We start from the raw sequence: 20,993 nt of genomic DNA on the forward strand, positions 1-20,993 counted from the left end.
GCCAGGTCGGCCTGCGGCGTGGGTCACACCGCAGGTCAGACCTCTGCCCGGGGCTCAGACCAGGCGGCGGGCCGTCGCCCAGCGGGTCAGCTCGTGCCGGTTGGAGAGCTGGAGCTTGCGCAGGACGGCCGAGACGTGCGACTCGACCGTCTTCACCGAGATGAAGAGCTGTTTGGCGATCTCCTTGTACGCGTACCCGCGCGCGATCAGCCGCAGCACCTCGCGCTCGCGCTGCGTGAGCCGGTCCAGGTCCTCGTCGACCGGCGGCGCATCCGTCGAGGCGAACGCGTCGAGCACGAAGCCCGCCAGCCGCGGCGAGAACACCGCGTCCCCGTCCTGGACCCGGAAGACCGAGTCCACCAGGTCGGTGCCGGTGATGGTCTTGGTGACGTACCCGCGCGCACCGCCCCGGATGACCCCGATGACGTCCTCGGCCGCGTCCGACACCGACAGCGCCAGGAACCGCACGGGGTTCACGGCCGCCGCCATCAGCGGGGCGCAGCGCCGCAGCACCTCGACGCCGCCGCCGCCGGGCAGGTGCACGTCGAGCAGGACCACCTCGGGCCGGGTGGCGGTGATGACGGTGACGGCCTGGTCGACGTCGGCCGCCTCGCCGACGACCTCGACGCCCGTCCGGTCGGTCTCGCCGATCTCGGCCTGCACCCCCGTACGGAACATCCGGTGGTCGTCGACGAGCACCACCCGGACGCGCCTGGTCTCCCCCACGCCTGCGTTCTCCCCGGCCTCGGTCATCCTGTGTTCGCCGCCCTCTCCATCTCCAGCTCGACTTCCGTGCCGCCGTCGGGCGCGGACCGCAGCCGTGCGGTCCCGCCGTTGCGCTGCATCCGGCCGATGATCGATTCTCGTACGCCCATGCGGTCGCCGGGTACCGCGTCGATGTCGAAGCCCGGTCCCCGGTCCCGTACGGACACGAACACGGTCTGCCCCTCCACCTCCGCGTACACCTGTACGGGCCCGCCCTCGCCACCGTACTTGGCGGCGTTGACCATCGCCTCGCGCGCGGCCTGGATCTGTGCCGCGAGCCGCTCGTCGAGCGGGCAGTCACCGACGACCACGACCTCGATGGGGACGCCGTGGTGGTCCTCCACCTCGGCGGCGGTCTTCTTCACGGCCTCCGCGAGGGTGGCCGGCTCCTGCGCCTCGTCCTTGCCGGTGCCCTCGGGCTTGTACAGCCAGTTCCGCAGTTCGCGTTCCTGCGCCCGCGCGAGGCGGCGCACCTCGGAGACGTCCTCCGCGTTGCGCTGGATCAGGGTCAGGGTGTGCAGCACCGAGTCGTGCACGTGGGCGGCAACCTCGGCGCGCTCCTGGGCGCGGATGCGCATCAGGCGTTCCTCCGACAGGTCCTGGGTCATCCGGATCAGCCAGGGTCCGGCGAGCAGGGCCACGCCGACGAGGACGGCGAGGGTGGCGGTGAGAACGTTGCCGAGCTGTGCGGCGGAGCCCCGTACGACGATGAAGACGGTCAGGCCCATCCCGACCAGGACGACGCCGGCGAGGGCCCGCGCGACCTGGAAGAGGCGTCCGCGCCGTTCGGCGGCCGTGGACCAGTGGGCGCGGCGGGCGTTGTCGGCCTGCCGCCACACGAGCACCACCCCGGCCCCGACCAGCAGCGTCGGCCACACGTACCGGCCGGACGCGCCGCCGAGCTGGACCTTGGAGATGAAGATGCCGGCACCGATGAACAGGGCGATCAGCGCGGTGATCTGCCCCCGGTCGGGCTTGCGCACCCGACGCGTGCCGTCGGGGAAGGTCTCGAAGAAGGAGCGGTGTCCGGTCCGGCCGCCGACGCCGAGCGGTACGAAGACCCAGAACGCGGCGTACAGCAGCACGCCCAGCCCGTCGCCCCACATGAACAGCAGGAGGAACGCCAGGCGGACCCAGCCCACCGGAAGCCCGAGGTGCCCGGCGAGACCGCGCGCGACACCGCCGAGCATCCGACCGTCGGCGCTGCGGTAGAGCTTGCGCTGCGGCACCTCGTCGGCGTCCGGTGCGTGCGGGGTTCGGGGAGCGGCGGCTACGGGCATGTCACCAAGGGTCACACGCCCGGCGGGGGCCGGTCATCAGGGCATCCCCCCACTTGTACCGGGGGGATATCAGGGTTGCACCAGGGTAGGGCCCGGTGCCGTCCGCTCCTGCGGCCCGTCACCATGGACCCATGACCGAAGTACACGACGCCCCGCCGGCCGGGTCCGGGGCCCCGCGGGCCGCCGACGGCAGGCCGCTCCTGCGCCGCAGCAAGCGCGACAAGGTCCTCGCGGGCGTGTGCGGCGGCCTCGGCCGGTACTTCGACCTGGACCCGGTGGTCTTCCGCATCGTCCTCGGTGTCCTCGCGGTCACCGGCGGCGTCGGTCTGATCTTCTACGGCTTCGCGTGGCTGCTGCTCCCCCTGGAGGGCGAGGAGGACAGCGAGGCGAAGAAGCTGCTGACCGGCCGGGTCGAGGGGGCCACGCTGGCAGCGGTGTTCGCCGCGCTGGTGGGCTGCGCGCTGTTCCTGTCGATGCTGGACAACGGCGGGCTGGCGGCCTTCTCGGTGCTGGTCGTCCTGGCGCTGGGCGGGGCCTCGTACTGGTCGCAGCGCAAGCGGCACACCGGCGGGCCCGAGGCGCAGGCGCCCGAGGCGGTCGGCAGCGTCCCCCGGGCCGCGCACTCGCCCGCCCCGCCGGAGACGAAGGCTCCGCCCGTCCCCGGCGGACCGTCCTGGTGGCGGGACCCGCTGGTCAAGGACGGCACGACCGGTCCGGTCGGCGGGACGGGGTACCTGTGGGGGCCCGACGACTCGGCGGACCCGGTGGTACCCGGCCGCACCCCGGCGGCCGCGAAGGCGCCCGCCGCCCCGACCCGTCCGCGCAGCGGCATCGGCGGCATCGGCGGCCGGGTCTTCGTGCTGGCGCTGCTCGCCGGGGTCGCGGGGACCGCCGCCACCTGGGAGGGCAATCCGCTCGGCGAGGCCCTGCAGACCGGGCTCGCCGCCGCGCTGGTCGTCTTCGGTCTGGGCCTCGCGGTCAGCTCCCTGCTGGGACGCACGGGCTTCGGCACGGTCGTACTGGCCGTGTGCACCGCGGGCCTGCTCGCGGGCGCGGCCGTCCTGCCACGGGAGATCAGCACGGACTGGCGCGAGGTCGAATGGCGTCCGGCCGCGGTGGCCGACGTGAAGCCCGTGTACGAAGCGGGCACCGGGCTCGCCACGCTGGACCTGAGCCGCCTGGACGTGCCGAAGGGCACCAAGGTGGCCGTCGAGGCGTCCATCGAAGCTGGCCGGCTCAAGGTGGTCCTGCCCAGGGAGGTCACCGCGCTGGCCGACGTCACCGTCCGGCGGGCGGGCGACATCCAACTGCCCGGCGACTACGCGGGCCGCATCGAGCGGGCCGGGCCCGGGGAGCAGAACCGTACGGAAACCCTCGAGCCGGCTCCCGGCACCGAGGCCGGCGGGACGATCGAACTGCACCTCGGTGCGGACTTCGGACAGGTGGAGGTGGCCCGTGCGGCGTCATGAGTTCCAGCCGGGACGGCTGATCGCGGGACTGGTCCTGGTGGTGGCGGGCGTGCTCTACCTGCTCGACGGCACCGGCGAGGCGGACCTGCCCTGGTTCGCGGTCGTCCCGATCACCATGGGCGGGCTCGCCCTCGCCGCGCTCGTCGGGCTGGTGACCTACGCCGTACGCCGGGACAGGCGCGACCGGATCACCGAGTCCAGCGACAGGTAGGGCGCCCCGGCGAGGATCAGCGGGGTCCACGCCATCAGGTAGATCAGGTCGTTGCCGTAGTAGTACGGGGTCACCGCCCACGACACCGTGAGCCACAGGCTGAGCGCGATCAGCGCCCCGCCGACGGCCGCGATGCGGGTCAGCAGGCCGGCCAGGGCCCCGAGGCCGACCAGGATCTCCCCGATGGCCAGGGCGACGGCGAAGCCGACGGGCGAGTTCAGCGACAGGTCCACGAGGCCGGGGATCGCGGAGGTGTCGCGCACCCCGCGCATCTGGTCGCCGATGGAGCCGTCGCCGGAGGCGGAGAGGAACGCCGGGTCGGTCAGTTTGTCGAGACCGGCGTACACGAAGGTCACGCCGAGGAAGAGCCGCAGGGGCAGCAGCGCGTGCCGGGAGGCCAGCTCGCGCAGGCCCACGACCTCGCGAGGGGCGTCGGTTTCAAGAACATCGGTTCGGTTCACGCGACATGTGTACCCCGATCACTCGGCAACATCGATGGTGCAGCGGTTGGATTCCACCCCCGCGGCCGTGACCACCTGGATCTCGACGCGCCCCGGCTCCACCTCCGCCGGGACCGGCACGGTCAGCACGGAGTCGGAAGGATTGGTGAATCCGCCCGCCACCGGGACCAGCGGCACGTGCACGTGCACCGCCCCGATCCGTACCACCAGACGGGCCAGCATCTCCGGCGTCTGCGCCCCGGGCGGCACGAAACCCACGCCCCGGATCTCGATGTCGTCCCCCGGGCGGACGGCCGCGTCCAGATCCCCGGGCTCGCGTCTGCGCACCACCGACAGCACCAGTGGGCGGCTGCCCTCCGCGTACTTCGCCGCCAGGTACACGGCGGCCGACAGGGCCACCAGCAGGGCCAGCGCCCAGGGCAGCTGCGGCAGCCGGGCGGGGAAGCGCGCCAGCGAGGCCGTCGCGTAGGCGAGCACCACCGTCGAGACCAGGACGTACTGCGCGTCCGGGAAGCTCCCGCGGCCCGCGTCGTCCGTCAGGAGGTCCGCCCCGCGCGGTCGGTCGGCCGGCAGCTTCTGCAGCCGCTGGCCCATGATCCGTACGGAGACCACGCGGCGGACCAGCACCGCGACGGCCGAGGTCAGCGAGACCACCGCCAGCAGCGGCAGCGCCCGGTCCAGCGCGAGGCCGGCGTACAGCGCCTGCCGTTCGGGTCCGGGCGCCGAGGCGGCCAGCCGCAGCGCGGGCAGCAGCGTGGCGAAGGCCGTCAGCACCACCCAGGCGGTGGGCACCGCCTTCGAGGTGGACAGCCGGTTGTCCTCCCCGACCAGCGGGGCCAGCAGCCCGCCGCGCACGGACTGGGCGCGGGCCGCGACCGTGAGCAGTCCGGCCAGCACCAGGGCCGCCAGCAGCCCGGCGGTGCGCGCCGTGGACCAGCCGGTGCCGAGCGCGGCGGCGACCTGCACCAGCAGCAGGACCCCGGCGGCGATCCAGATGGCGAGGACGGCCCGCCGCGAGAACAGGTACAGCCAGGAGTTCCCGGCCTCCCGGCCCCGGTCGGCGACGGTGCGGGCCGACAGGGTCAGCTCGTCGGAGACCCACTGGCGGGAGGCGCCGAGCGAATGGGCCACGGCGGCCGGCACGCCCTGCCCGGAGGCGAACTCGTCGCGCTTCTCCAGGAACGCCGTCACCGCGCGGCGGTGGCCCTCGCGGGCGCACTCGTCGCAGGCGCAGGCGGTGGTGTGGGTACCTCGGGACATCTCTTGGACAGCCACGTACGTGCCGCCTCTCTGAACTACGGTGCAATGCCAGCGAATTGTGCACCACTGCGGCAGTGCTCCGGATTGCGCACGATGTCAGAGCAGGTGATTAACGGTTCATGATGTTGACGCCACCAGCTCTCTGAGCGGCTGGTAGCTCACCCACGCGGCCAGATCGGACCCGAACCGCTCGCGGGTCGAGGTCGCGGCGCGGTGGTCGATGGGCACCGGCTTGCCGGCGGCCCGGGCGATCAGCTGCACCTGTGCGGCCCGTTCCGCCTCGATGAACCACCAGACCGCGGCGTCCACCGAGTCCCCCACCGTCAGCAGTCCCCGGTTGCGCAGGACCAGTGCCTTGTACGGGCCGAGTGCGAGCGCGGTCCGCTCCGGCTCGTCCGCCCCGGAGTACTCGTCGAGGAGCGCGTGGTCCTCGTAGAAGGCGCAGGCCTCCTCGGTGATCGGGGCCAGCAGTTCGCCCAGGGCCGCGAGGGCCCGCCCGTACGGGCCCTGCGCGCGGACGACGGCGACCACCTCGGGCCGCCTGCGGTGGACCGCGGCGTGCACGGCGAAGGCCAGCTGGTTGACCCGGTGCCCGCCCCGGACCACCCGCCCGTCCCCGTCGACCAGCAGCAGGTCGGCGGCGGTGAGCGCGGTGAAGGCCCGGCCGAAGGGGTTCACCCAGTAGCAGTCCTCGAACTCCGGGTCCCGCGCGGTGATCTGCCCCGCCACCCCGTCCTCGTACCCGAGGCGCCCCAGCAGCCGCAGCGCCTCGGCGAGCCGCTCCTTGCGGTGGGCGCGCGCCGCGTCGACGGTGTCGTGCACGGGCGGCATCTCGAGGCCCAGCCGCTCCACGGGCACGGGTAGGGGCCGGTCCGGCATGGGCGCTCCTTCGAACGGCTCGGTTCGCCGCGCAAGGTACCCGGGGCCCTGCCAAGTGGCCAGAGGAACGGCGAAGCCGCCGCACCAGCGGGGGCGGCGGCTTCAGCAGGGTGCGCGACCCTGGGGGCGCGCGGCGTGTGGGGATCTAAAAGGACTACTCCCACTCGGTGACTCCTCCCCCTCGCGCACACACGAGGGGGCTTCTCACTTGGGGTCGAAACCCCTCATCACGGCCAAGCCCTGACCGCTGCCGAAGCAGGATCGAAGCGTACTACGCCGCGTCACGGCTGCGGCGTCATTCCCACTCGATGGTGCCCGGGGGCTTGCTCGTGCAGTCGAGGACCACCCGGTTCACCTCCGGCACCTCGTTGGTGATGCGGGTCGAGATCCGGGCGAGCACCTCGTACGGCATGCGCGTCCAGTCCGCGGTCATCGCGTCCTCGGAGGAGACGGGGCGCAGCACGATCGGGTGGCCGTAGGTGCGGCCGTCGCCCTGGACGCCGACGCTGCGGACGTCCGCGAGCAGCACGACCGGGCACTGCCAGATCTCACGGTCCAGGCCGGCCGCGGTCAGCTCGTGACGGGCGATGGCGTCGGCCTCGCGGAGCAGGTCCAGGCGCTCCTTGGTGACCTCGCCGACGATGCGGATGCCGAGGCCGGGGCCCGGGAAGGGCTGGCGCTGGACGATCTCGTCGGGCAGGCCGAGCTCCTGGCCGACCATCCGGACCTCGTCCTTGAACAGCTGGCGCAGCGGCTCGACGAGCTCGAACTCGATGTCGTCGGGAAGCCCGCCCACGTTGTGGTGGGACTTGATGTTGGCGGTGCCGGTGCCGCCGCCGGACTCGACGACGTCCGGGTACAGGGTGCCCTGCACGAGGAAGGCGACCGCGGGGCCGTCCTCCTGGAGGATCTCCAGCTGGGCCTGCTCGAAGACGCGGATGAACTCGCGGCCGATGATCTTGCGCTTGGTCTCCGGGTCGGACACGCCGGCGAGCGCGGTCAGGAAGCGCTCCTGCGCGTCGACGACCTTCAGCTGCACGCCGGTGGCGGCGACGAAGTCCTTCTCGACCTGCTCGGTCTCGCCCTTGCGCATCAGGCCGTGGTCGACGTAGACGCAGGTCAGCTGCGAGCCGATGGCCTTCTGCACGAGGGCCGCGGCGACGGCGGAGTCCACGCCGCCGGAGAGGCCGCAGATGGCGCGCTTGTCGCCGACCTGCTCGCGGATCGCCGCGATCTGCTCCTCGACGATGTTGCCGGTGGTCCAGGTGGGGGCGAGGCCCGCGCCGCGGTAGAGGAAGTGCTCGAGGATCTGCTGGCCGTGCGTGGAGTGCATCACCTCGGGGTGGTACTGCACGCCGTACAGCTTCTTCTCGTCGTTCTCGAAGGCCGCTACGGGGACGACGTTCGTCGACGCGGTGACGGTGAAGCCCTCGGGGGCGGCGGAGCAGGCGTCGCCGTGGGACATCCACACCGACTGGTTGTCGGGGGTGCCCTCGAAGAGGGTGGAGCCCGGCTTGGAGACGGCCAGCGGGGTGCGGCCGTACTCGCGGGCGCCGGTGTTGTCGACGGTGCCACCGAGGGTGACCGCCATCAGCTGGAAGCCGTAGCACATGCCGAAGACGGGGACGCCGGCCTCGAAGATCGCGCGGTCGAGCTGCGGGGCGCCCTCCTCGTACACGGAGGACGGGCCGCCGGAGAGGATGATCGCCTTGGGGTTCTTGGCCAGCATCTCGTCGACCGGCATCGAGCTCGGCACGATCTCGCTGTAGACCCGTGCTTCGCGGACGCGGCGGGCGATGAGCTGGGCGTACTGGGCGCCGAAGTCGACGACGAGAACCGTGTCCGGGGCGCTGTCGTGGGCGGCGGAGGGTGCTTCTGGCACGGGGCGGCCTTCCGGCGGAAGAGGTGGCTGTTTTGTCGATTCTAACGGGGGACGCCACCCCCTCTTCGTCTCACCATCCGAATCCCGGCACCCCCACTGCCTGACGTGCCCGGCTGATCACACGCTGTGCGTCCGCCCCGAAGGCGGCGGATTCACGAAGGGCCTGCCAGACCCGGAGGTGGGTGGCGACGCCGTCGGTGTCGTCCAGCCAGAGCTCTGCGTGCCAGGTTTCCACGACCACCTGCCGGTCGTCGTAGATCCAGAATCCGAGTCCTGGGGGGATCTGCAGGGGTGCTCCAAGGGGAACGATCCCCAGTTCCACGGTGTCGAGGCCGATCACGCCTTGCAGGCGGTCGAGCTGGGCGGCGAGTACCGAGGGCGGACAGATCCGAGCGTGCAGGACCGCTTCCCACAACAGGATCCGGTAGCGCTTTCCGGCGTCGTACAGTCCCTCTTGCCGCTTCATCCGGGAAAGCACGGCTTCTTCTATGTCCCTGGTCGTCTGGTGCAGCTCCGCGAAGCGGCTGAGGACCGCACGCGCGTAGTCGGGCGTCTGAAGCACTCCGACGACCCAGGACGATTCCCACGCGCGGAGCACACGCGCGTCCGCCTGCGCCTGGTTGTGCACATCCTGTACGGGCCGAAGTCCCCCGGCCAGCTGGCGGCGCCATGAACGGACACGGGACTCCAGTCCGCGCAGCCGGGACAGCAGCTCCTCCGCCGCTTCCGGTTGCTCGACTCCTGCCGCCCACGCCCTCAGGTCTTCGGCCGTGGCTGTCTGCCGGCCCGTCTCCAGCTTGCTGACCTTCGACTGCGTCCAGCCGAGGCGCGCCGCCAGCGCCGTACCGGTGAGCCGGCTCCCGGGGCAGGCCTGACGCAGCTCCCGCAGCCTTACGCCGAGGGCCGCTCTCGCCTGCTGGAAGTCGGTACTCACCGGTTGCCCACGCTCACTGCCGTTCGGCTGCCGCCAGTCCTGCGGCGAACGTCTCGTACGAAACGGCGTAATGCCAGGCCGTGTCCCGCACCTGGGCATAGCGGTTGACCTCAACCGGCTCAGTGATCAACTCAACGTCGAGCAGGTCGTCACCGTCGTCGAAATTCAGCACGGCGACGAGCCGGGAATCGAAGATCCAGAAATCCTCGGTCGGCAGCCGCAGCCGCTCGGCATCTGCACGCCACAGGTTGCGGATCTCCTCCCCGAGCGCGGCGTTCTTCTCGGTGTGGGCCATGAGGTAGCGCTGCCCCGAAGTCGGTTGGCTGTCGACAACGCGTACGCGACCAACGGTGGCCCCGCCCGATGTCTTCTGCCGCATGATCGTGCTCCACGCAGTTTCCATGTCCCATGACGGACTCTCGCCCCGCAGGAACTGGGCGTACGTGTCGGTGGCTTCGTCCGAGGCGTACCGACGGCGCGTCTCCAGCCGCCACGCGGTGTGCTCAAAGTTCTCGAACAGACTCCCGAAGGAATCCAGGTCGATGATGCGGGGCACGCGGACGACCTCCTTGGGGCCGAAGTCGACGAGCAGTTCACGCGGAACCACGATCGCCGCCTCACCTGGGGAGAGGTGGCGCAGCTGGGCGACGTCATCGGGATCGGTGAGCGGCGGTCCGTGGACTACGACCTCTCCGCTGTCGAGATCTTCGTGCACGGCGGGACAGCCGCCTTCACCGCTGCCCGTACCGTTGAAGCGCAACCTGCGTGCCATCGGTCCTGCCCCTTCGCCGCGCCAGCTCCGGCTTCAAAGGATGTCGGCTGCCACACAGGAATGTCGATGCATGGCCAAGCCCGGCAGAGGAATAATCGAGAATAGTCTCGCGTGGCCCCAACCGACTGTCTCTAGGGTGCCGTTCATGGCATCTCTGACCACCATGAGCCCGCCTGTGCACCTGTCACTTCCATCAGAGGCTCCGAGACCGGCCGCAGGCTGCGACGTGTGCGCAGCACTGGCGAACCAGCGCTCGGAGGCCCACCGGCGGAGTGACCGCTCGGCGGTATCGGACTACAACGTGGAGATCGTCGCTCACCGTGGGCGCAGCCGATGCTGAGCCCGCGAGTGAAGCTCCGGTTCGTCGCCCACACCATTCGGCACGCGCCTGAAGGCGGCGTCACCTACGAGGTCTTCTGCACGGCGTACCGCTGCGGGGCGGAGTCCGGGCCGCAGGACGAGCAAGGAGCAGCGCAGGACTGGGCGCTGCGGCACACAGGGGGGACCGGCCACCACCTCTTCCGGCGCGTGTACACGGACCACGCGCGCGTCACGCGCGCCTCTGAACCGTCTCACCATCCGAACGCGATTGGTCCGGAAGGAGACGGAAGGTAGTGTTCGCGCCATGCGCAAGCAGCTGAGCTTCGTCTTTACCTATGGCACCGGTCGGTCCGGTCGCCATGGGTCCTCGTGATGCTCGCTTGAGCCACTGACTTCCCAGAGCGCCCCGGTCCGACAGGACCGGGGCGCTCTGGCGTTTCCGCTCCTGTCGGCACACACCTTCAGGAGAGACCATGACCACGATCACCACCACCCCCGAGCAGCTGATCGCCGACTCCCGTACGCGCATCGACGCCCTCGACGACCGGATCATCGGCCTGATCCAGGAACGGATGGCCGTCTCGACGGTCATCCAGGACGCCCGGATCGCGTCCGGCGGGCGCCGGGTGCACCTGTCGCGCGAGATGGAGGTGCTGTCCCACTGGATCGATGCGCTCGGAAAGCCCGGCACCGCCCTCGCCATGACCCTGCTGGAGCTGTGCCGGGGACGCGTGTGACGGCTGTTCGTCACCCGTCCGGGCCGTGACCGGCCCCGGGGCCCTTCGTTGGTGAGGGTGTCCGCGTCAGCCAGCCGCGGAACCGCAACACCATGCGTGGATCCGCTGGAGCGATGAGACGCACGCCCCGTGGAGCGTACGTCGTGGGACCTCGCTCCTTCGCGTGACCGGACGGCAGGGGACAGCAGCCCGGTCACCCCGTAGAGGACGGCCGGCCCGGGGGACGCCCCGGGCCGGCCGTTCTGCGTCGTCGCGCGTTACGCGTGCCCGCCCGCCTTGCGGCGGAACGCCAGGAACAGCCCGCCGCCGACGGCCAGGAGCACCGCGCCGCCGAGCGCGATCGTCCGGGCGGAGCTGCCGGTGGAGGCGAGGCCGCCGTTCGCCGTGACGCCCGTACCGGTGGCCGAGGTGCTCGGCGAGGCGGTCGCGGTGGGCGTCGCGGAGCCGGTCGGGGCCGGCGTGGCCGAGGTGGTGGCGGTCGGGGTCGGGGCCGGTCCGCTGCCCTTCGCATTGATCACGAAGGCCGCCTTGTTGTTGGCGTGGTTCGGGTCCCAACGCTGGCCCGTGGTGCCCTCCGGCGTCCATGCGCCGACCGTGATCGAGCCCCTGGCGTCCGCCACGACCTTCTCGATCTTCAGCTGGAACGGGTAGGCGAACGTCTCCTTCTCCCCCACGACATGGCCGGTGGAACAGAAGTAGCGCGGCGCGCCCAGGGTCTGCTCGCGGTGGGTGCCGTCGGCGTTGACCCCCGTGCAGCCGGCCGGGACCTTGGTGACCTTCGCGCCCGCCGGGATGACGATGTCGGTACGGGCGACGTCCTCGCCGGAGCGCAGGTGGGCGACCCACGCGGGGCCGTCGTTGCGGAAGCCGAAGTCGGCGGTGACCGTCTCGCCGACCCCGCCCTTGAGGGACACGCCCGTGGCCACCAGATCGGCGGTGTTGCGCGTCGTGAAGTCGAACTCCCGGATGTTGTTCCAGGGGTCGAGGTCGGGCGCCGGCTGGGCGGAGCGGGCCGCGGCCTTGGGGGCCTGCTTCGCCGCCGCCAGCTTGTGGCCGGCCGCGGGCGCGCGGTTCTTCGCCGCCTTCGCCTGGTCGCCGGCCGCGGGCGCGCCGCCCTTCGCCGACTTCGGCTGGTCGCCGGCCGCGTACACCGCGTAGGTCAGGCCGTCGATGAAGGCGTGCGGGGCGGCCTTGAGGGTCAGCGGGCCGTCGACGCCGTAGACCGCGTCCGGCTCGTACTCGCCTTCCAGCAGGCACTGCACCGTGGTCCAGCCCGTGGTCCGCGGCTGGCCCGCGGGGGTGTCGTCGGAGTAGGAGCAGTTGTCGTACTGCTCGACCAGATCGATGCCGTGCGTGGTGCGCATTTCGAGGACCACGCCGTTGACGGGGTCGGTGCCCTCGTTGGCGAAGATGATCGACAGGTTCTGCTCGTCGCCCGGCTTCTGCTCCGCCTTCAGCGGGGCCCGGTCCAGAACCAGGTCGGGGCCGCCGACGCGCACCTTGGTCGTGGCGGACGTGAAGGTGGCGCCTTCCGCCGTGCCGGTGAGCGTCAGGTCGGCGGTCGCGCCGACCTTGCTGTCCTTGGCCGCGGTGAGGTCCAGGTCCACGACGGTGGTCTCGCCCGTCCACAGCGCCCAGCGCTTGCAGGTCACGGCCGCGGCCGTGAGCTTGCAGTCCGCGCCCTTGTCCTTGGCGAGCTGCACGTCGGCGACGCCCTTGAGACCGCTCAGATCGATCGTGAAGGTGCTCTGGCGGTCGAACGTCTTGGCGGAGTCGTTGACGATCCGGAACTTCACCGAGGTCTTCTGCGGCTCACCGCCCTGCCCGGGGTACGGGCGCAGACCGATCCCGGCCGGTCCGGCCAGGGTGAAGACGGGGTCCGCGGCGTGTGCGGGAGCGGTGGCCGGCCCCAGGGCCACGAGGGCACCGGCAGCCAGCAACGAGATGCGCTTTCTCATGCAGCCGTTGACCGTCGAACATCAGTCGCAGTTGCACACTTCATCGTGTGATCGACACCACAGCCCGGCACGGCGGATTCCGATACAACCATCAAGGCTGAACATCTGTCACGTATGTACCGCGGTGGGTACCGCGCTCGGAGGGGGAGCGCGGTACCCACCGCTGTCGCAGCACCGGTTGCGCGTCCCTCACGGGCTGCGTGGCGGAACCTCCGGGACCGCCACGAACGGCAGCCGCAGCGCGCCGAAGGCATCCTTCGGGACCGCCGGACGGACCGGCTCCACCGCGTCCAGGCGCGCATACGCGGCCCCCTGCTCGGGCCGCGGGTCCCGATCGCCGTTGTTCGGCCAGTACGACATCGCCCGTTCCGCCTGCGCGGTGATCGTCAGCGACGGGTTCACCCCGAGGTTCGCGGAGACGGCCGAGCCGTCCACCACCGAGATGCCCGGGTGCCCGTAGAGCCGGTGGTACGGGTCCACCACGCCCTCTTCGGGCGAGGCGCCGATCGGGCAGCCGCCCAGGAAGTGCGCGGTCAGCGGGGTCCCCATCAGCTCGCCGATGTTGCTGCCCGGGAAGCCGTTGATCTCCTCGGCCAGCAGGGTCGCGGCCTGCGTGGCCTCGGCGATCTGGACCGGGTTGGGGGCACCGTGGCCCTGGCGGGCGGTCAGCAGGCCCTTCCCGATCCCACCGGGCTTGCGGTACGTGGTCAGCGAGTTGTCCAACGACTGCATGACGAGGCCGATGATGGTCCGCTCCGACCAGCGCCGGTTGGACAGCGAACGCGCCAGCTGCACCGGGTGGCGCACGGTCCGGCCGAGCCAGGCACGGACCCGGTGCTTGCTGTGGGGCACTTGGAGGACGGTCATGAACCCCATGGCGTTGGAGCCCCTGCCGTAGCGGACGGGCTCGATGTGGGTGTCGGCGTTGGGGTGGACCGAGGAGGTGATCGCCACGCCCCGGGTGAAGTCGGCCCGGCGGTCGCCCCCGTGCCGCTTGCGGTAGCGGCGGTCGTCGGTCTGCGCGCCGACCAGGCCCTCGGAGTTGGTCCGGGTCAGCTCCCCGAGCCGGTGCGAGAGGCGCGGGAGCTCGCCGCGGTCCTTCATCGTGTGCAGCAGGGTCTGCGTGCCGTACGTACCCGCCGCGACGACGACGTACCGGGCGCGCAGCACCTTCGCCCGACCCCGGCGGCGGCCGTCGGTGGGGACGGTGCGGACGCGGTAGCCGCCCCCGGGGTGGTCGGAGAGCGCGGTGACGGTGGTCATCGGGTGGATGACGGCGCCGGCGCGTTCGGCGAGGTGCAGGTAGTTCTCGTTGAGGGTGTTCTTCGCGCCGTGCCGGCAGCCGGTCATGCACTCGCCGCATTCCGTACAGGCCTTGCGGGCGGGGCCGGCGCCGCCGAAGTACGGGTCGGGCACCTCGTCCCCGGGCCGGACCTTCGGCTGGGCATCGCCGTCGTCGCCGTCGCCGAAGAAGACGCCGACCGGGGCCATGTGGAAGGAGTCCGCGACGCCCATCTTCGCCGCGGCCGCCTTGAGGTGGACGTCGGAGGGGGTCATGGTCGGGTTGAGGCGCACCCCGAGCATCCGCTTGGCCTGCTCGTAGTAGGGGGCGAGCTCCTCGTGCCAGTCGGTGATGGAGGCCCACTGCCGGTCCTCGAAGAAGGCGGTGGGCGGCACGTACAGCGTGTTGGCGTAGTTGAGCGAGCCGCCGCCGACACCGGCGCCCGCGAGCACCATCACGTTGCCGAGCAGATGGATCCGCTGGATGCCGTACAGCCCGAGGACCGGGGCCCACAGGTAGTTGCGCAGGTCCCAGCTGTTCTTCGGCAGGCTCTCGCGGGTGAAACGGCGCCCGGCCTCCAGGACGCCGACCCGGTAGCCCTTCTCGGTCAGGCGCAGCGCCGAGACCGATCCGCCGAATCCCGATCCGATGACGATGACGTCGTAGTCGTACGACTCAGACTCAGACACGGTGCTGCCCCTTCAGCGGAGTCGGAGGGCCTTCATGACCTTGAGGCTGCGGGTCATGAACGCCGCGTACTTCTCGTCGTCCATGCCCAGCGAGGGCGCCATCGGGAGCAGCCGCTGGTGGGCGACGGTCTGGGCCTCGGTGTACTTGAGGATGCCCTCGGAGCCGTGCCGGCGGCCGAGGCCGGAGTCCTTCATGCCGCCCATGGGTGCCTGGGCGCTGCCGTAGGCGGGGGCGTAGCCCTCGTTGATGTTGACGGTGCCGGTGCGCAGCCGGGCGGCGACGGCGTGGCCGCGGCGGGCGTCCTTGGTCCAGACGCTGGAGTTCAGGCCGTACGCGGTGGCGTTGGCCTCGGCGATCGCCCGGTCCTCGTCGGTGAAGCGGTAGATCGAGACGACGGGGCCGAAGGTCTCCTCGCCGCACACCGCCATGGGGGCCTCGACGCCGTCGAGGATGGTGGGCTCGTAGAAGAGCGGGCCGATGTCGGGGCGGGCGGTACCACCGGCGACGAGGGTGGCGCCCTTGGCCACGGCTTCGTCCACGTGCCGCCGTACGGTCTCCAGCTGGCGCTCGCCGACCAGGGAGCCCATGTCGGCGCCGTAGGCGAGCGAGGCGCCGAGCCGCATGGCCTTCGTACGGGCGGCGAACCGCTCGACGAAGGCGTCGGCGACGGAGGCGTGGACGTAGAGCCGCTCGATGGAGATGCAGAGCTGTCCGGCGGAGGAGAAGCAGGCGCGGACGGCGCCCGCGGCGGCCTTCTCGATGTCGGCGTCGTGCAGCACGAGCATGGCGTTCTTGCCGCCGAGTTCGAGGGAGACCCCGACGAGGCGGTCGGCCGCGCCCCGCGCGACCTCGCGGCCGGTGCGGGTGGAACCGGTGAAGGAGACGTAGTCCGCGTGCCGGACCACTTCCGGGCCGACGACGGGGCCCTCGCCGAGGACGATCTGGAAGACCTCGGCGGGCAGGCCGGCCTCGATCAGCAGGTCGCGGGCCCACAGGGCGGTCAGCGCGGTCTCGGTGTCGGGCTTCATGACGAGCGCGTTGCCGGAGACGAAGGCGGGCAGGGCGTCGCCGACGGACAGTTCGAGCGGGTAGTTCCAGGGGGCGATCTGGCCGACGACCCCGCGCGGCTGGCGCAGCTCGGTGACCTTGGTGAGGGTGGGCATGGCGCCGGTGTGGCCCTTGGGGCGCAGGTAGCCGGGGGCCTTGCGCCCGTAGTGGCGGGCCGAGACGGCGACCGCCTGGACCTCCTCGTGCGCGTGCAGGCGGGCCTTGCCGGTCTCCAGCTGGATCAGGTCGAGGACCTCGGCCTGCCGGTCGAGGATCAGGTCGTGGAAGCGCAGCAGGACCGCTGCCCGCTTGGCGACGGGGACCGCCGCCCAGGCGGGCTGGGCGGCGCGGGCCCGGTCGAAGGCCTCGGCCACGTCCTCGGGGGTGGCCTCCGGGAGCTCCGCCAGCCGGTCCCCGGTGAAGGGAGTGTGGTTGGCGGTGCGGCCCGATCCGATCACCCCGCGGGTCAGCCGGGCGACCAGGTCGGGGGTCACCACGTCGGCGGCGGTGCGGGCACCGGCCGGGGCCGGGGCGACCGGGTTGGTGGGCTCCGGTGCGGTCCGGAGGGGGGCGGCGGGGGCCTGCGAGTCCGTCATGCCGGTGAGCGTATTGCGCCGGACAGCCTTTGGGTACCCGCCGGTAACCGGATTTTGCCTTTTCCGCCAGTGAACGCTGGCAGGATGGCGGGGTCGGGGTCGATCAGGACTTCCCGGCGGGTGGCTCCCAACCGCTGAGCACGACGTCGAACTGCTGCTCGGTCGTGGGCCAACTGTCGATCGGGCTCGAGATGTAGATGGCGTACTCCGTGCCGTCGGGGGCCACGTACATCTGCTCCTTGGCCCTGCGCGGGCCCGGGTGGTTCTGCTTCTCCGTCCAGGTGAAGTCCCAGAGCGCGGCCCGGGTGCTGTCCCGGAAGGTGTTCTGGTTCAACCGCACCATCTTGTAGTCGGTCCGCTTCGCGACCTGCTTCTCCAGGTCGAGGAGGTGCGCGTACGGGTCCTGGTAGTCAGGGGTGGAATCGGCGGCGATCCGGATGAAGTGCTTCCCGTCGTCCGGGGTGTAGTCGATCTGGTCGCCGTTCGCCTTGCGCGTCCAGCCCTCCGGAACGAACAGGGTGAAACCGGCGATGGGGTCGGTGACCTTGTTCCAGCCCGCCGGGGGGCCCGCCGCGGTGACCGCCTTGTCCGGGACGTCGTCCTTGCCCGTGTCCCCGGTGTACTTGAGCACCCCGAACACACCGCCGCCGCCGAGCAGCGCCGCCACCAGGGCCACGACCACGGCCCGCCCCCGCCAGCCCCCGGCCGGGTCGACGGTGGTCGCGGTGGAGGCGGCTGCTGTGGCGGTGGCCGTGGCCGCGGGCACCGGGGGCTCCTCCAGAGCGGCCGTCGCCCCGGATTCCGCCGACACAACCGGCACATCGAACCGTTCCTGCGCCGGGGCCAGCTCCTCCGGGGTCACCGCACGCGTGGGCACGTACGCCTGCGCCGCCTTCGGCTCGCGGCCCTCCATCGCCTCCAGCAGCATCCGCTCGGCCTCCTCGGCCGAGGGACGCTCCGTCGGATCCTTGCGCAGCAAGGACGTGATCACCGGACCGAGCGCCCCGGCCTGGCGCAACGCCGGCGGCTCGTCGTTGACCACGGCCTGCAGGCTGGAGATGGGCGACGTGCGGCGGAACGGCGAACGGGCCTCCACCGCCGTATAGAGGGTGGCGCCCAGCGACCACAGGTCGGAGGACGGGTCGGGAACGCCACCGGTGACGCGCTCGGGCGCCAGGTAGTCGATGGAACCGACGATCTCGCCGGTGCGCGTGATGGACGAGTCGCCCTCGATCGCGGCGATCCCGAAGTCCGTGAGCAGCACCCGGCCGTCCTTGGCGAGCAGCACGTTGCCCGGCTTCACGTCGCGGTGCAGCACCCCGACCGCGTGCGCGGCGCGCAGCGCGCCCAGCACGTGCAGGCCGATCCGGGCCGCCTCGCGGGGCTCGATCCGCCCGGCCGCCTTGGCCGCGTCCGCGAGGGAGGGCCCGTCGATGTACTCCATGACGATCCACGGCCGGTCGTCGTGCTCCAGGACGTCGTGGACGGTGACGACCGCCGGATGCTGGATCCGGGCCGCGGCCCGGGCCTCCTTCTGCGTCCGGGCGTGCATGACGTCCCGGTCGGCCTGGGCGACGTACAGACCCGCCGTCAGTTCCTTGACGGCGACGGTCCTGTGGAGCAGCTCATCATGCGCACGCCACACCTTGCCCATGCCGCCCCGGCCGATCGGCTCGACGAGCCGGTACCGGCCCGCCAACACGGCGCCCCCACCTGTCTGCTGTTCCACGAAACCCCGCCGCTCTCTGCACTTCAGGCCAGATTACGGAGCCCGGAGGGGCTGCCGGAACCGCCCGGGCGCCGAAAGACGGCACTGTGACGCAATCGCCGTACTGATCAGTCGTCAGTATCCCTTCAACCGCCCGCCTTGTAACTCGCCGTGGCCTTCTCGAAGACATCGGTGACCTTGGACTGCTCGTCCTCCGGACCGGTGACCAGGACGACGTGGTAGCTACCGCCCAGCGCCACGACGAAGTTGCGGGCGAAGACGTTGCGGCCGGTCCCGTCGATCCACGTGTACCGCCCCGTCGCGCGCAGTTGCTGGCCCACCTTGGTGCTCTTCACGTCGCCGACGGTCGACCAGGTCGACGTCCGGTACGGGGTCAGCTCCGGCTCCTTGTCCTTCTGGTACGCCGCCGGATCCGGATTCCCCTGGACCTTGTCGCGGCCGGGGACGACCGTCAGCACGAACTGCCCGTCGGTGTACCGGACCTGACCGGACTCATTGATTCCGCGACGTTCCCACCCGTCGGGCACGGCGATCTCGAAGTGCTCCGGGTCCTGTTGGGTGGTGTAACCGGCCGGGGCGGAAGCCGGGGCGGCCGGTGATTCGGCGGGCGCCGTCGTCTGCGGAGCGGGCTTGGACTCGGGCGTGCCCGAAGGGACCTGGGAGGGGCTCGGCTTCGCCGGCGCCTGCGCGGTGCTGCCCCGGGCGTCGCCCGCGGGCTCCTGGTCGGCGGCCCGGGGCAGGAACAGCATCGCGTACGCCACCCCGCCGGCGAGGAGGGCAAGGATCCCGACGAGCAGGCTCCGGCCGAGGGCGCGCGGCTTGCGGGGGCCCGCGGGGTTGCGGTGGCGCCCGTGGACCTCACCGCGGCGGCGTACGACGGGCAGCCGCGCCGGGTCCGGCTCCGGTAGCGGAAGCGCCCCGAACCCGGCGTCCGGCTCGGGCGCCGACCGTACGAGCGAGCGCAGCCAGCCGCGGAGCTCCTCGAAGTCGGGCCGCTCGGTGGGGTCCTGGCGCAGCAGCGACTCCACGATCGGGCGCAGTGCCCCGCACTCCTCGGCGAAGGCGGGCGGCTCCGCGCAGACCATCTCGACCAGCTCGGCGACGCTGTCCTCCGGGTACGGGGCGTGCCCCTGCACCGCGCGGTAGAGCAGCGCGCCGAGCGCCCAGAGGTCGGTGGCGGGGCCGACGGGGGCCGCGAGCTGCCAGTGCCCGTGCACGGGGCCGGCCTGCTCGGGCGCCCACCGCTCGGTGACGGCACCGACGACGGCCATCCGGGTCTGCCGCGCGCGCTCGGCGTCCAGGCCGGTCCGCGGCCCCGACCAGCCGCTGCCGGTGGGCTGTGACCGGTCGGGGGCGGCCGGGGCGGGTGCATCGGCCTGCCGGTAGCCCTGGGGCAGGGCGAGTTGGGCGGGCAGGGCGGGGCGCTCGGGGTGTTCCTGCGGTGCCCGCTCCGGATCCGGATCGGGATCGGGATCGGGCAGCGGTACGGGATCGGGCAGGGGCTCGGGCTCAGGATCGGGTGCGGGCTCCGGTTCCGGCTCCGGGGCGGCCGCTGCGGGCAGCTCCGCCCGGCGGGGGGTCGCACCGTGCCAGGGCGCGACGGCGCCGGTCTCCGGGCCGCCGTACGGGTACGAGTACCCCTGCGGGAGGGTCGACCCCTCGGGGCGGCGCTCCGGCGGCGCACCGGCCTCGATCTCGGCCGCCGCCCCGGCCCTGCGCTCCTCGATGACCCGGGCTGCGGCCGCCCGCGCCCCGGCCCGGTAGGCGGCGATGGCCCCGGCCCGCGCGGCGGCCTGCAGGTCGGGGCGGTCCTGTCGATGGCCGGGGGTGATGTGATCGGTGTACCGCGGCCCGGTGTCGTACCCGGGGGCCACGAGCGGCGCGTACGCGACGTCCGCCGGACCGGGGGTGGCGGGAGTCGGATCCGGGTCCGGCACCGGATCCGGGGCAGGAAGCCGAGTCGGGGCGGGGGATGGAGCCGGGATCGGAGTCGGAGCCGGCACCGGTGCGGTGGTGTTGGCGGTGGCGGTGGCGGTACCCCACGCCGTTCCTCCGCCGCCGGTGTCCTCGGCGCTCGGGACGGGGTCGTACCCGCACAGGGCCTCTTCCGCCGCGCCGACCGCGAGGCCCGTCAGCACGACGCGCCCGTCCTCGCACACCAACACCGTCCGGACGGTGATGTTCCGGTGCGTCCAACCGTGCGCGTGCAGCACCCGCAATGCGGTCAGCACGTCCGACGCCACCTCGGCGGCCCGGTAGGGGCTCAGCGGTTCATCGGCAATCAGCGCGGCCAGCGGCCGGGCCGGGACCAGTTCGCTCACTATCCACAACGACTCGCCCTCGGCGAACACGTCGAAGACCTGGTCCAGCCGCGGATGGTCCGGGATCGAAGCCGCGGCCTGCGCCGCCTCGATGGCGCGGCGCACGGCCGGCAGATCGGCGGGAGAACGGCGGGCCGCCGGGACGGCCCGCGGACCGTCCAGCAGCTCCGCGTCCACGACCTCCGGCAACGGCACCTGCCGTACGAGGACTTCCTGCCCGCTGCGGGTGTCAAAGGCGCGGGTCTCTATCAGTTCGTACTCGTCGGACGGCGGCACGGGCAGGCGGTAGCGGCCGGCCAGGATCCGGCCCGCGTACTCCTCCACTTCGCCTCCCCCGAGTGCGGCGGGCTCCCCATGGCCCCTCCGACACGATACGTCGCCGGGGCCGCCCGCGTCCCG

Annotated in this window: 17 protein-coding genes; 4 read left to right on the forward strand and 13 right to left on the reverse strand. The window is 72.2% G+C overall.

What is annotated here, in order from left to right; all coding sequences use genetic code 11:
• Positions 1 to 54: 54 nt before the first annotated feature.
• On the reverse strand, positions 55 to 753 hold the full coding sequence (locus OG207_RS17775) for a LuxR C-terminal-related transcriptional regulator (RefSeq protein ID WP_382510935.1): 699 nt from the start codon (positions 751 to 753) through the stop codon (positions 55 to 57).
• The gene (locus OG207_RS17780) at positions 750 to 2,045 is read right to left on the reverse strand and encodes an ATP-binding protein (protein ID WP_329099505.1); all 1,296 of its coding nucleotides are present in this window, start codon (positions 2,043 to 2,045) and stop codon (positions 750 to 752) included. Before OG207_RS17780 ends, OG207_RS17775 begins: the two co-directional genes overlap by 4 nt.
• A gap of 131 nt (positions 2,046 to 2,176) precedes the next feature.
• On the opposite strand from OG207_RS17780, the gene OG207_RS17785 reads away from it, so the two are divergent.
• Together OG207_RS17785 and OG207_RS17790 are read left to right on the forward strand one after the other, a co-directional pair.
• Entirely contained in the window at positions 2,177 to 3,514 is a 1,338-nt protein-coding gene (locus tag OG207_RS17785) for a PspC domain-containing protein (RefSeq protein WP_329099506.1), read from the forward strand.
• Positions 3,501 to 3,725, forward strand: a complete 225-nt coding sequence (locus tag OG207_RS17790) for a hypothetical protein (RefSeq protein WP_329099507.1) — start codon at positions 3,501 to 3,503, stop codon at positions 3,723 to 3,725. The genes OG207_RS17785 and OG207_RS17790 overlap by 14 nt, the downstream gene beginning before the upstream one ends.
• On the opposite strand, the gene OG207_RS17795 is transcribed toward OG207_RS17790, so the two are convergent.
• The 6 genes from OG207_RS17795 to OG207_RS17820 form a co-directional block, all read right to left on the reverse strand.
• Complete coding sequence (locus OG207_RS17795) at positions 3,671 to 4,186, reverse strand: TQO small subunit DoxD (protein WP_329099508.1); 516 nt, start codon at positions 4,184 to 4,186, stop codon at positions 3,671 to 3,673. The genes OG207_RS17790 and OG207_RS17795 overlap by 55 nt on opposite strands.
• A gap of 18 nt (positions 4,187 to 4,204) precedes the next feature.
• Entirely contained in the window at positions 4,205 to 5,461 is a 1,257-nt protein-coding gene (locus OG207_RS17800; RefSeq protein WP_329099509.1) for a hypothetical protein, read from the reverse strand.
• 102 nt (positions 5,462 to 5,563) lie between these two features.
• Positions 5,564 to 6,325 (reverse strand): class II aldolase/adducin family protein, encoded by a 762-nt coding sequence (locus OG207_RS17805; protein ID WP_329099510.1) that lies wholly within the window; start codon positions 6,323 to 6,325, stop codon positions 5,564 to 5,566.
• A gap of 295 nt (positions 6,326 to 6,620) precedes the next feature.
• Positions 6,621 to 8,207 carry a glutamine-hydrolyzing GMP synthase gene (gene guaA, locus OG207_RS17810; protein ID WP_329099512.1) on the reverse strand — a complete coding sequence of 529 codons (1,587 nt, stop codon included), beginning with the start codon at positions 8,205 to 8,207 and terminating at the stop codon, positions 6,621 to 6,623.
• Between the two features lie 70 nt (positions 8,208 to 8,277).
• Positions 8,278 to 9,141: a helix-turn-helix domain-containing protein gene (locus OG207_RS17815; protein WP_329099513.1), complete on the reverse strand. Its 864-nt coding sequence runs from the start codon at positions 9,139 to 9,141 to the stop codon at positions 8,278 to 8,280.
• Positions 9,142 to 9,154: 13 nt separating this feature from the next.
• Complete coding sequence (locus OG207_RS17820) at positions 9,155 to 9,913, reverse strand: DUF6879 family protein (RefSeq protein ID WP_329099514.1); 759 nt, start codon at positions 9,911 to 9,913, stop codon at positions 9,155 to 9,157.
• A gap of 333 nt (positions 9,914 to 10,246) precedes the next feature.
• Here OG207_RS17820 and OG207_RS44075 point away from each other — a divergent pair, with 333 nt between their 5' ends.
• A complete protein-coding gene (locus tag OG207_RS44075; RefSeq protein WP_443072719.1) occupies positions 10,247 to 10,528 on the forward strand; it encodes a DUF7848 domain-containing protein in 282 nt (93 codons plus the stop codon).
• Positions 10,529 to 10,707: 179 nt separating this feature from the next.
• Positions 10,708 to 10,971, forward strand: a complete 264-nt coding sequence (locus OG207_RS17825) for a chorismate mutase (RefSeq protein WP_329099516.1) — start codon at positions 10,708 to 10,710, stop codon at positions 10,969 to 10,971.
• A gap of 257 nt (positions 10,972 to 11,228) precedes the next feature.
• On the opposite strand, the gene OG207_RS17830 is transcribed toward OG207_RS17825, so the two are convergent.
• From OG207_RS17830 to OG207_RS17850, 5 genes are all read right to left on the reverse strand, one after another.
• Positions 11,229 to 12,929 carry an LPXTG cell wall anchor domain-containing protein gene (locus OG207_RS17830; RefSeq protein WP_329099517.1) on the reverse strand — a complete coding sequence of 567 codons (1,701 nt, stop codon included), beginning with the start codon at positions 12,927 to 12,929 and terminating at the stop codon, positions 11,229 to 11,231.
• Positions 12,930 to 13,118: 189 nt separating this feature from the next.
• Positions 13,119 to 14,900: a GMC family oxidoreductase gene (locus OG207_RS17835; protein ID WP_329099518.1), complete on the reverse strand. Its 1,782-nt coding sequence runs from the start codon at positions 14,898 to 14,900 to the stop codon at positions 13,119 to 13,121.
• Positions 14,901 to 14,912: 12 nt separating this feature from the next.
• Complete coding sequence (locus OG207_RS17840) at positions 14,913 to 16,544, reverse strand: succinic semialdehyde dehydrogenase (protein WP_329099519.1); 1,632 nt, start codon at positions 16,542 to 16,544, stop codon at positions 14,913 to 14,915.
• A 103-nt stretch (positions 16,545 to 16,647) separates the two neighbouring features.
• Positions 16,648 to 18,273, reverse strand: coding sequence for a serine/threonine-protein kinase (locus OG207_RS17845; RefSeq protein WP_329099520.1), 1,626 nt, complete (start codon positions 18,271 to 18,273; stop codon positions 16,648 to 16,650).
• 125 nt (positions 18,274 to 18,398) lie between these two features.
• Entirely contained in the window at positions 18,399 to 20,918 is a 2,520-nt protein-coding gene (locus OG207_RS17850) for a protein kinase (protein ID WP_329099521.1), read from the reverse strand.
• Positions 20,919 to 20,993 lie beyond the last annotated feature (75 nt).

It is taken from the genome of Streptomyces sp. NBC_01439 (assembly GCF_036227605.1).
Lineage (GTDB): Bacteria > Actinomycetota > Actinomycetes > Streptomycetales > Streptomycetaceae > Streptomyces.

Excerpts from the sequence above, each read along its gene's own strand:
- OG207_RS17830 (WP_329099517.1), bottom strand. The coding sequence starts at position 12,929 with ATGAGAAAGCGCATCTCGTTGCTGGCTGCCGGTGCCCTCGTGGCCCTG.
- OG207_RS17775 (WP_382510935.1), bottom strand. The coding sequence starts at position 753 with ATGACCGAGGCCGGGGAGAACGCAGGCGTGGGGGAGACCAGGCGCGTC.
- OG207_RS17780 (WP_329099505.1), bottom strand. The coding sequence starts at position 2,045 with ATGCCCGTAGCCGCCGCTCCCCGAACCCCGCACGCACCGGACGCCGAC.
- OG207_RS17840 (WP_329099519.1), bottom strand. The coding sequence starts at position 16,544 with ATGACGGACTCGCAGGCCCCCGCCGCCCCCCTCCGGACCGCACCGGAG.
- OG207_RS17805 (WP_329099510.1), bottom strand. The coding sequence starts at position 6,325 with ATGCCGGACCGGCCCCTACCCGTGCCCGTGGAGCGGCTGGGCCTCGAG.
- OG207_RS17785 (WP_329099506.1), top strand. The coding sequence starts at position 2,177 with ATGACCGAAGTACACGACGCCCCGCCGGCCGGGTCCGGGGCCCCGCGG.
- OG207_RS17825 (WP_329099516.1), top strand. The coding sequence starts at position 10,708 with ATGACCACGATCACCACCACCCCCGAGCAGCTGATCGCCGACTCCCGT.
- OG207_RS17820 (WP_329099514.1), bottom strand. The coding sequence starts at position 9,913 with ATGGCACGCAGGTTGCGCTTCAACGGTACGGGCAGCGGTGAAGGCGGC.
- OG207_RS44075 (WP_443072719.1), top strand. The coding sequence starts at position 10,247 with ATGCTGAGCCCGCGAGTGAAGCTCCGGTTCGTCGCCCACACCATTCGG.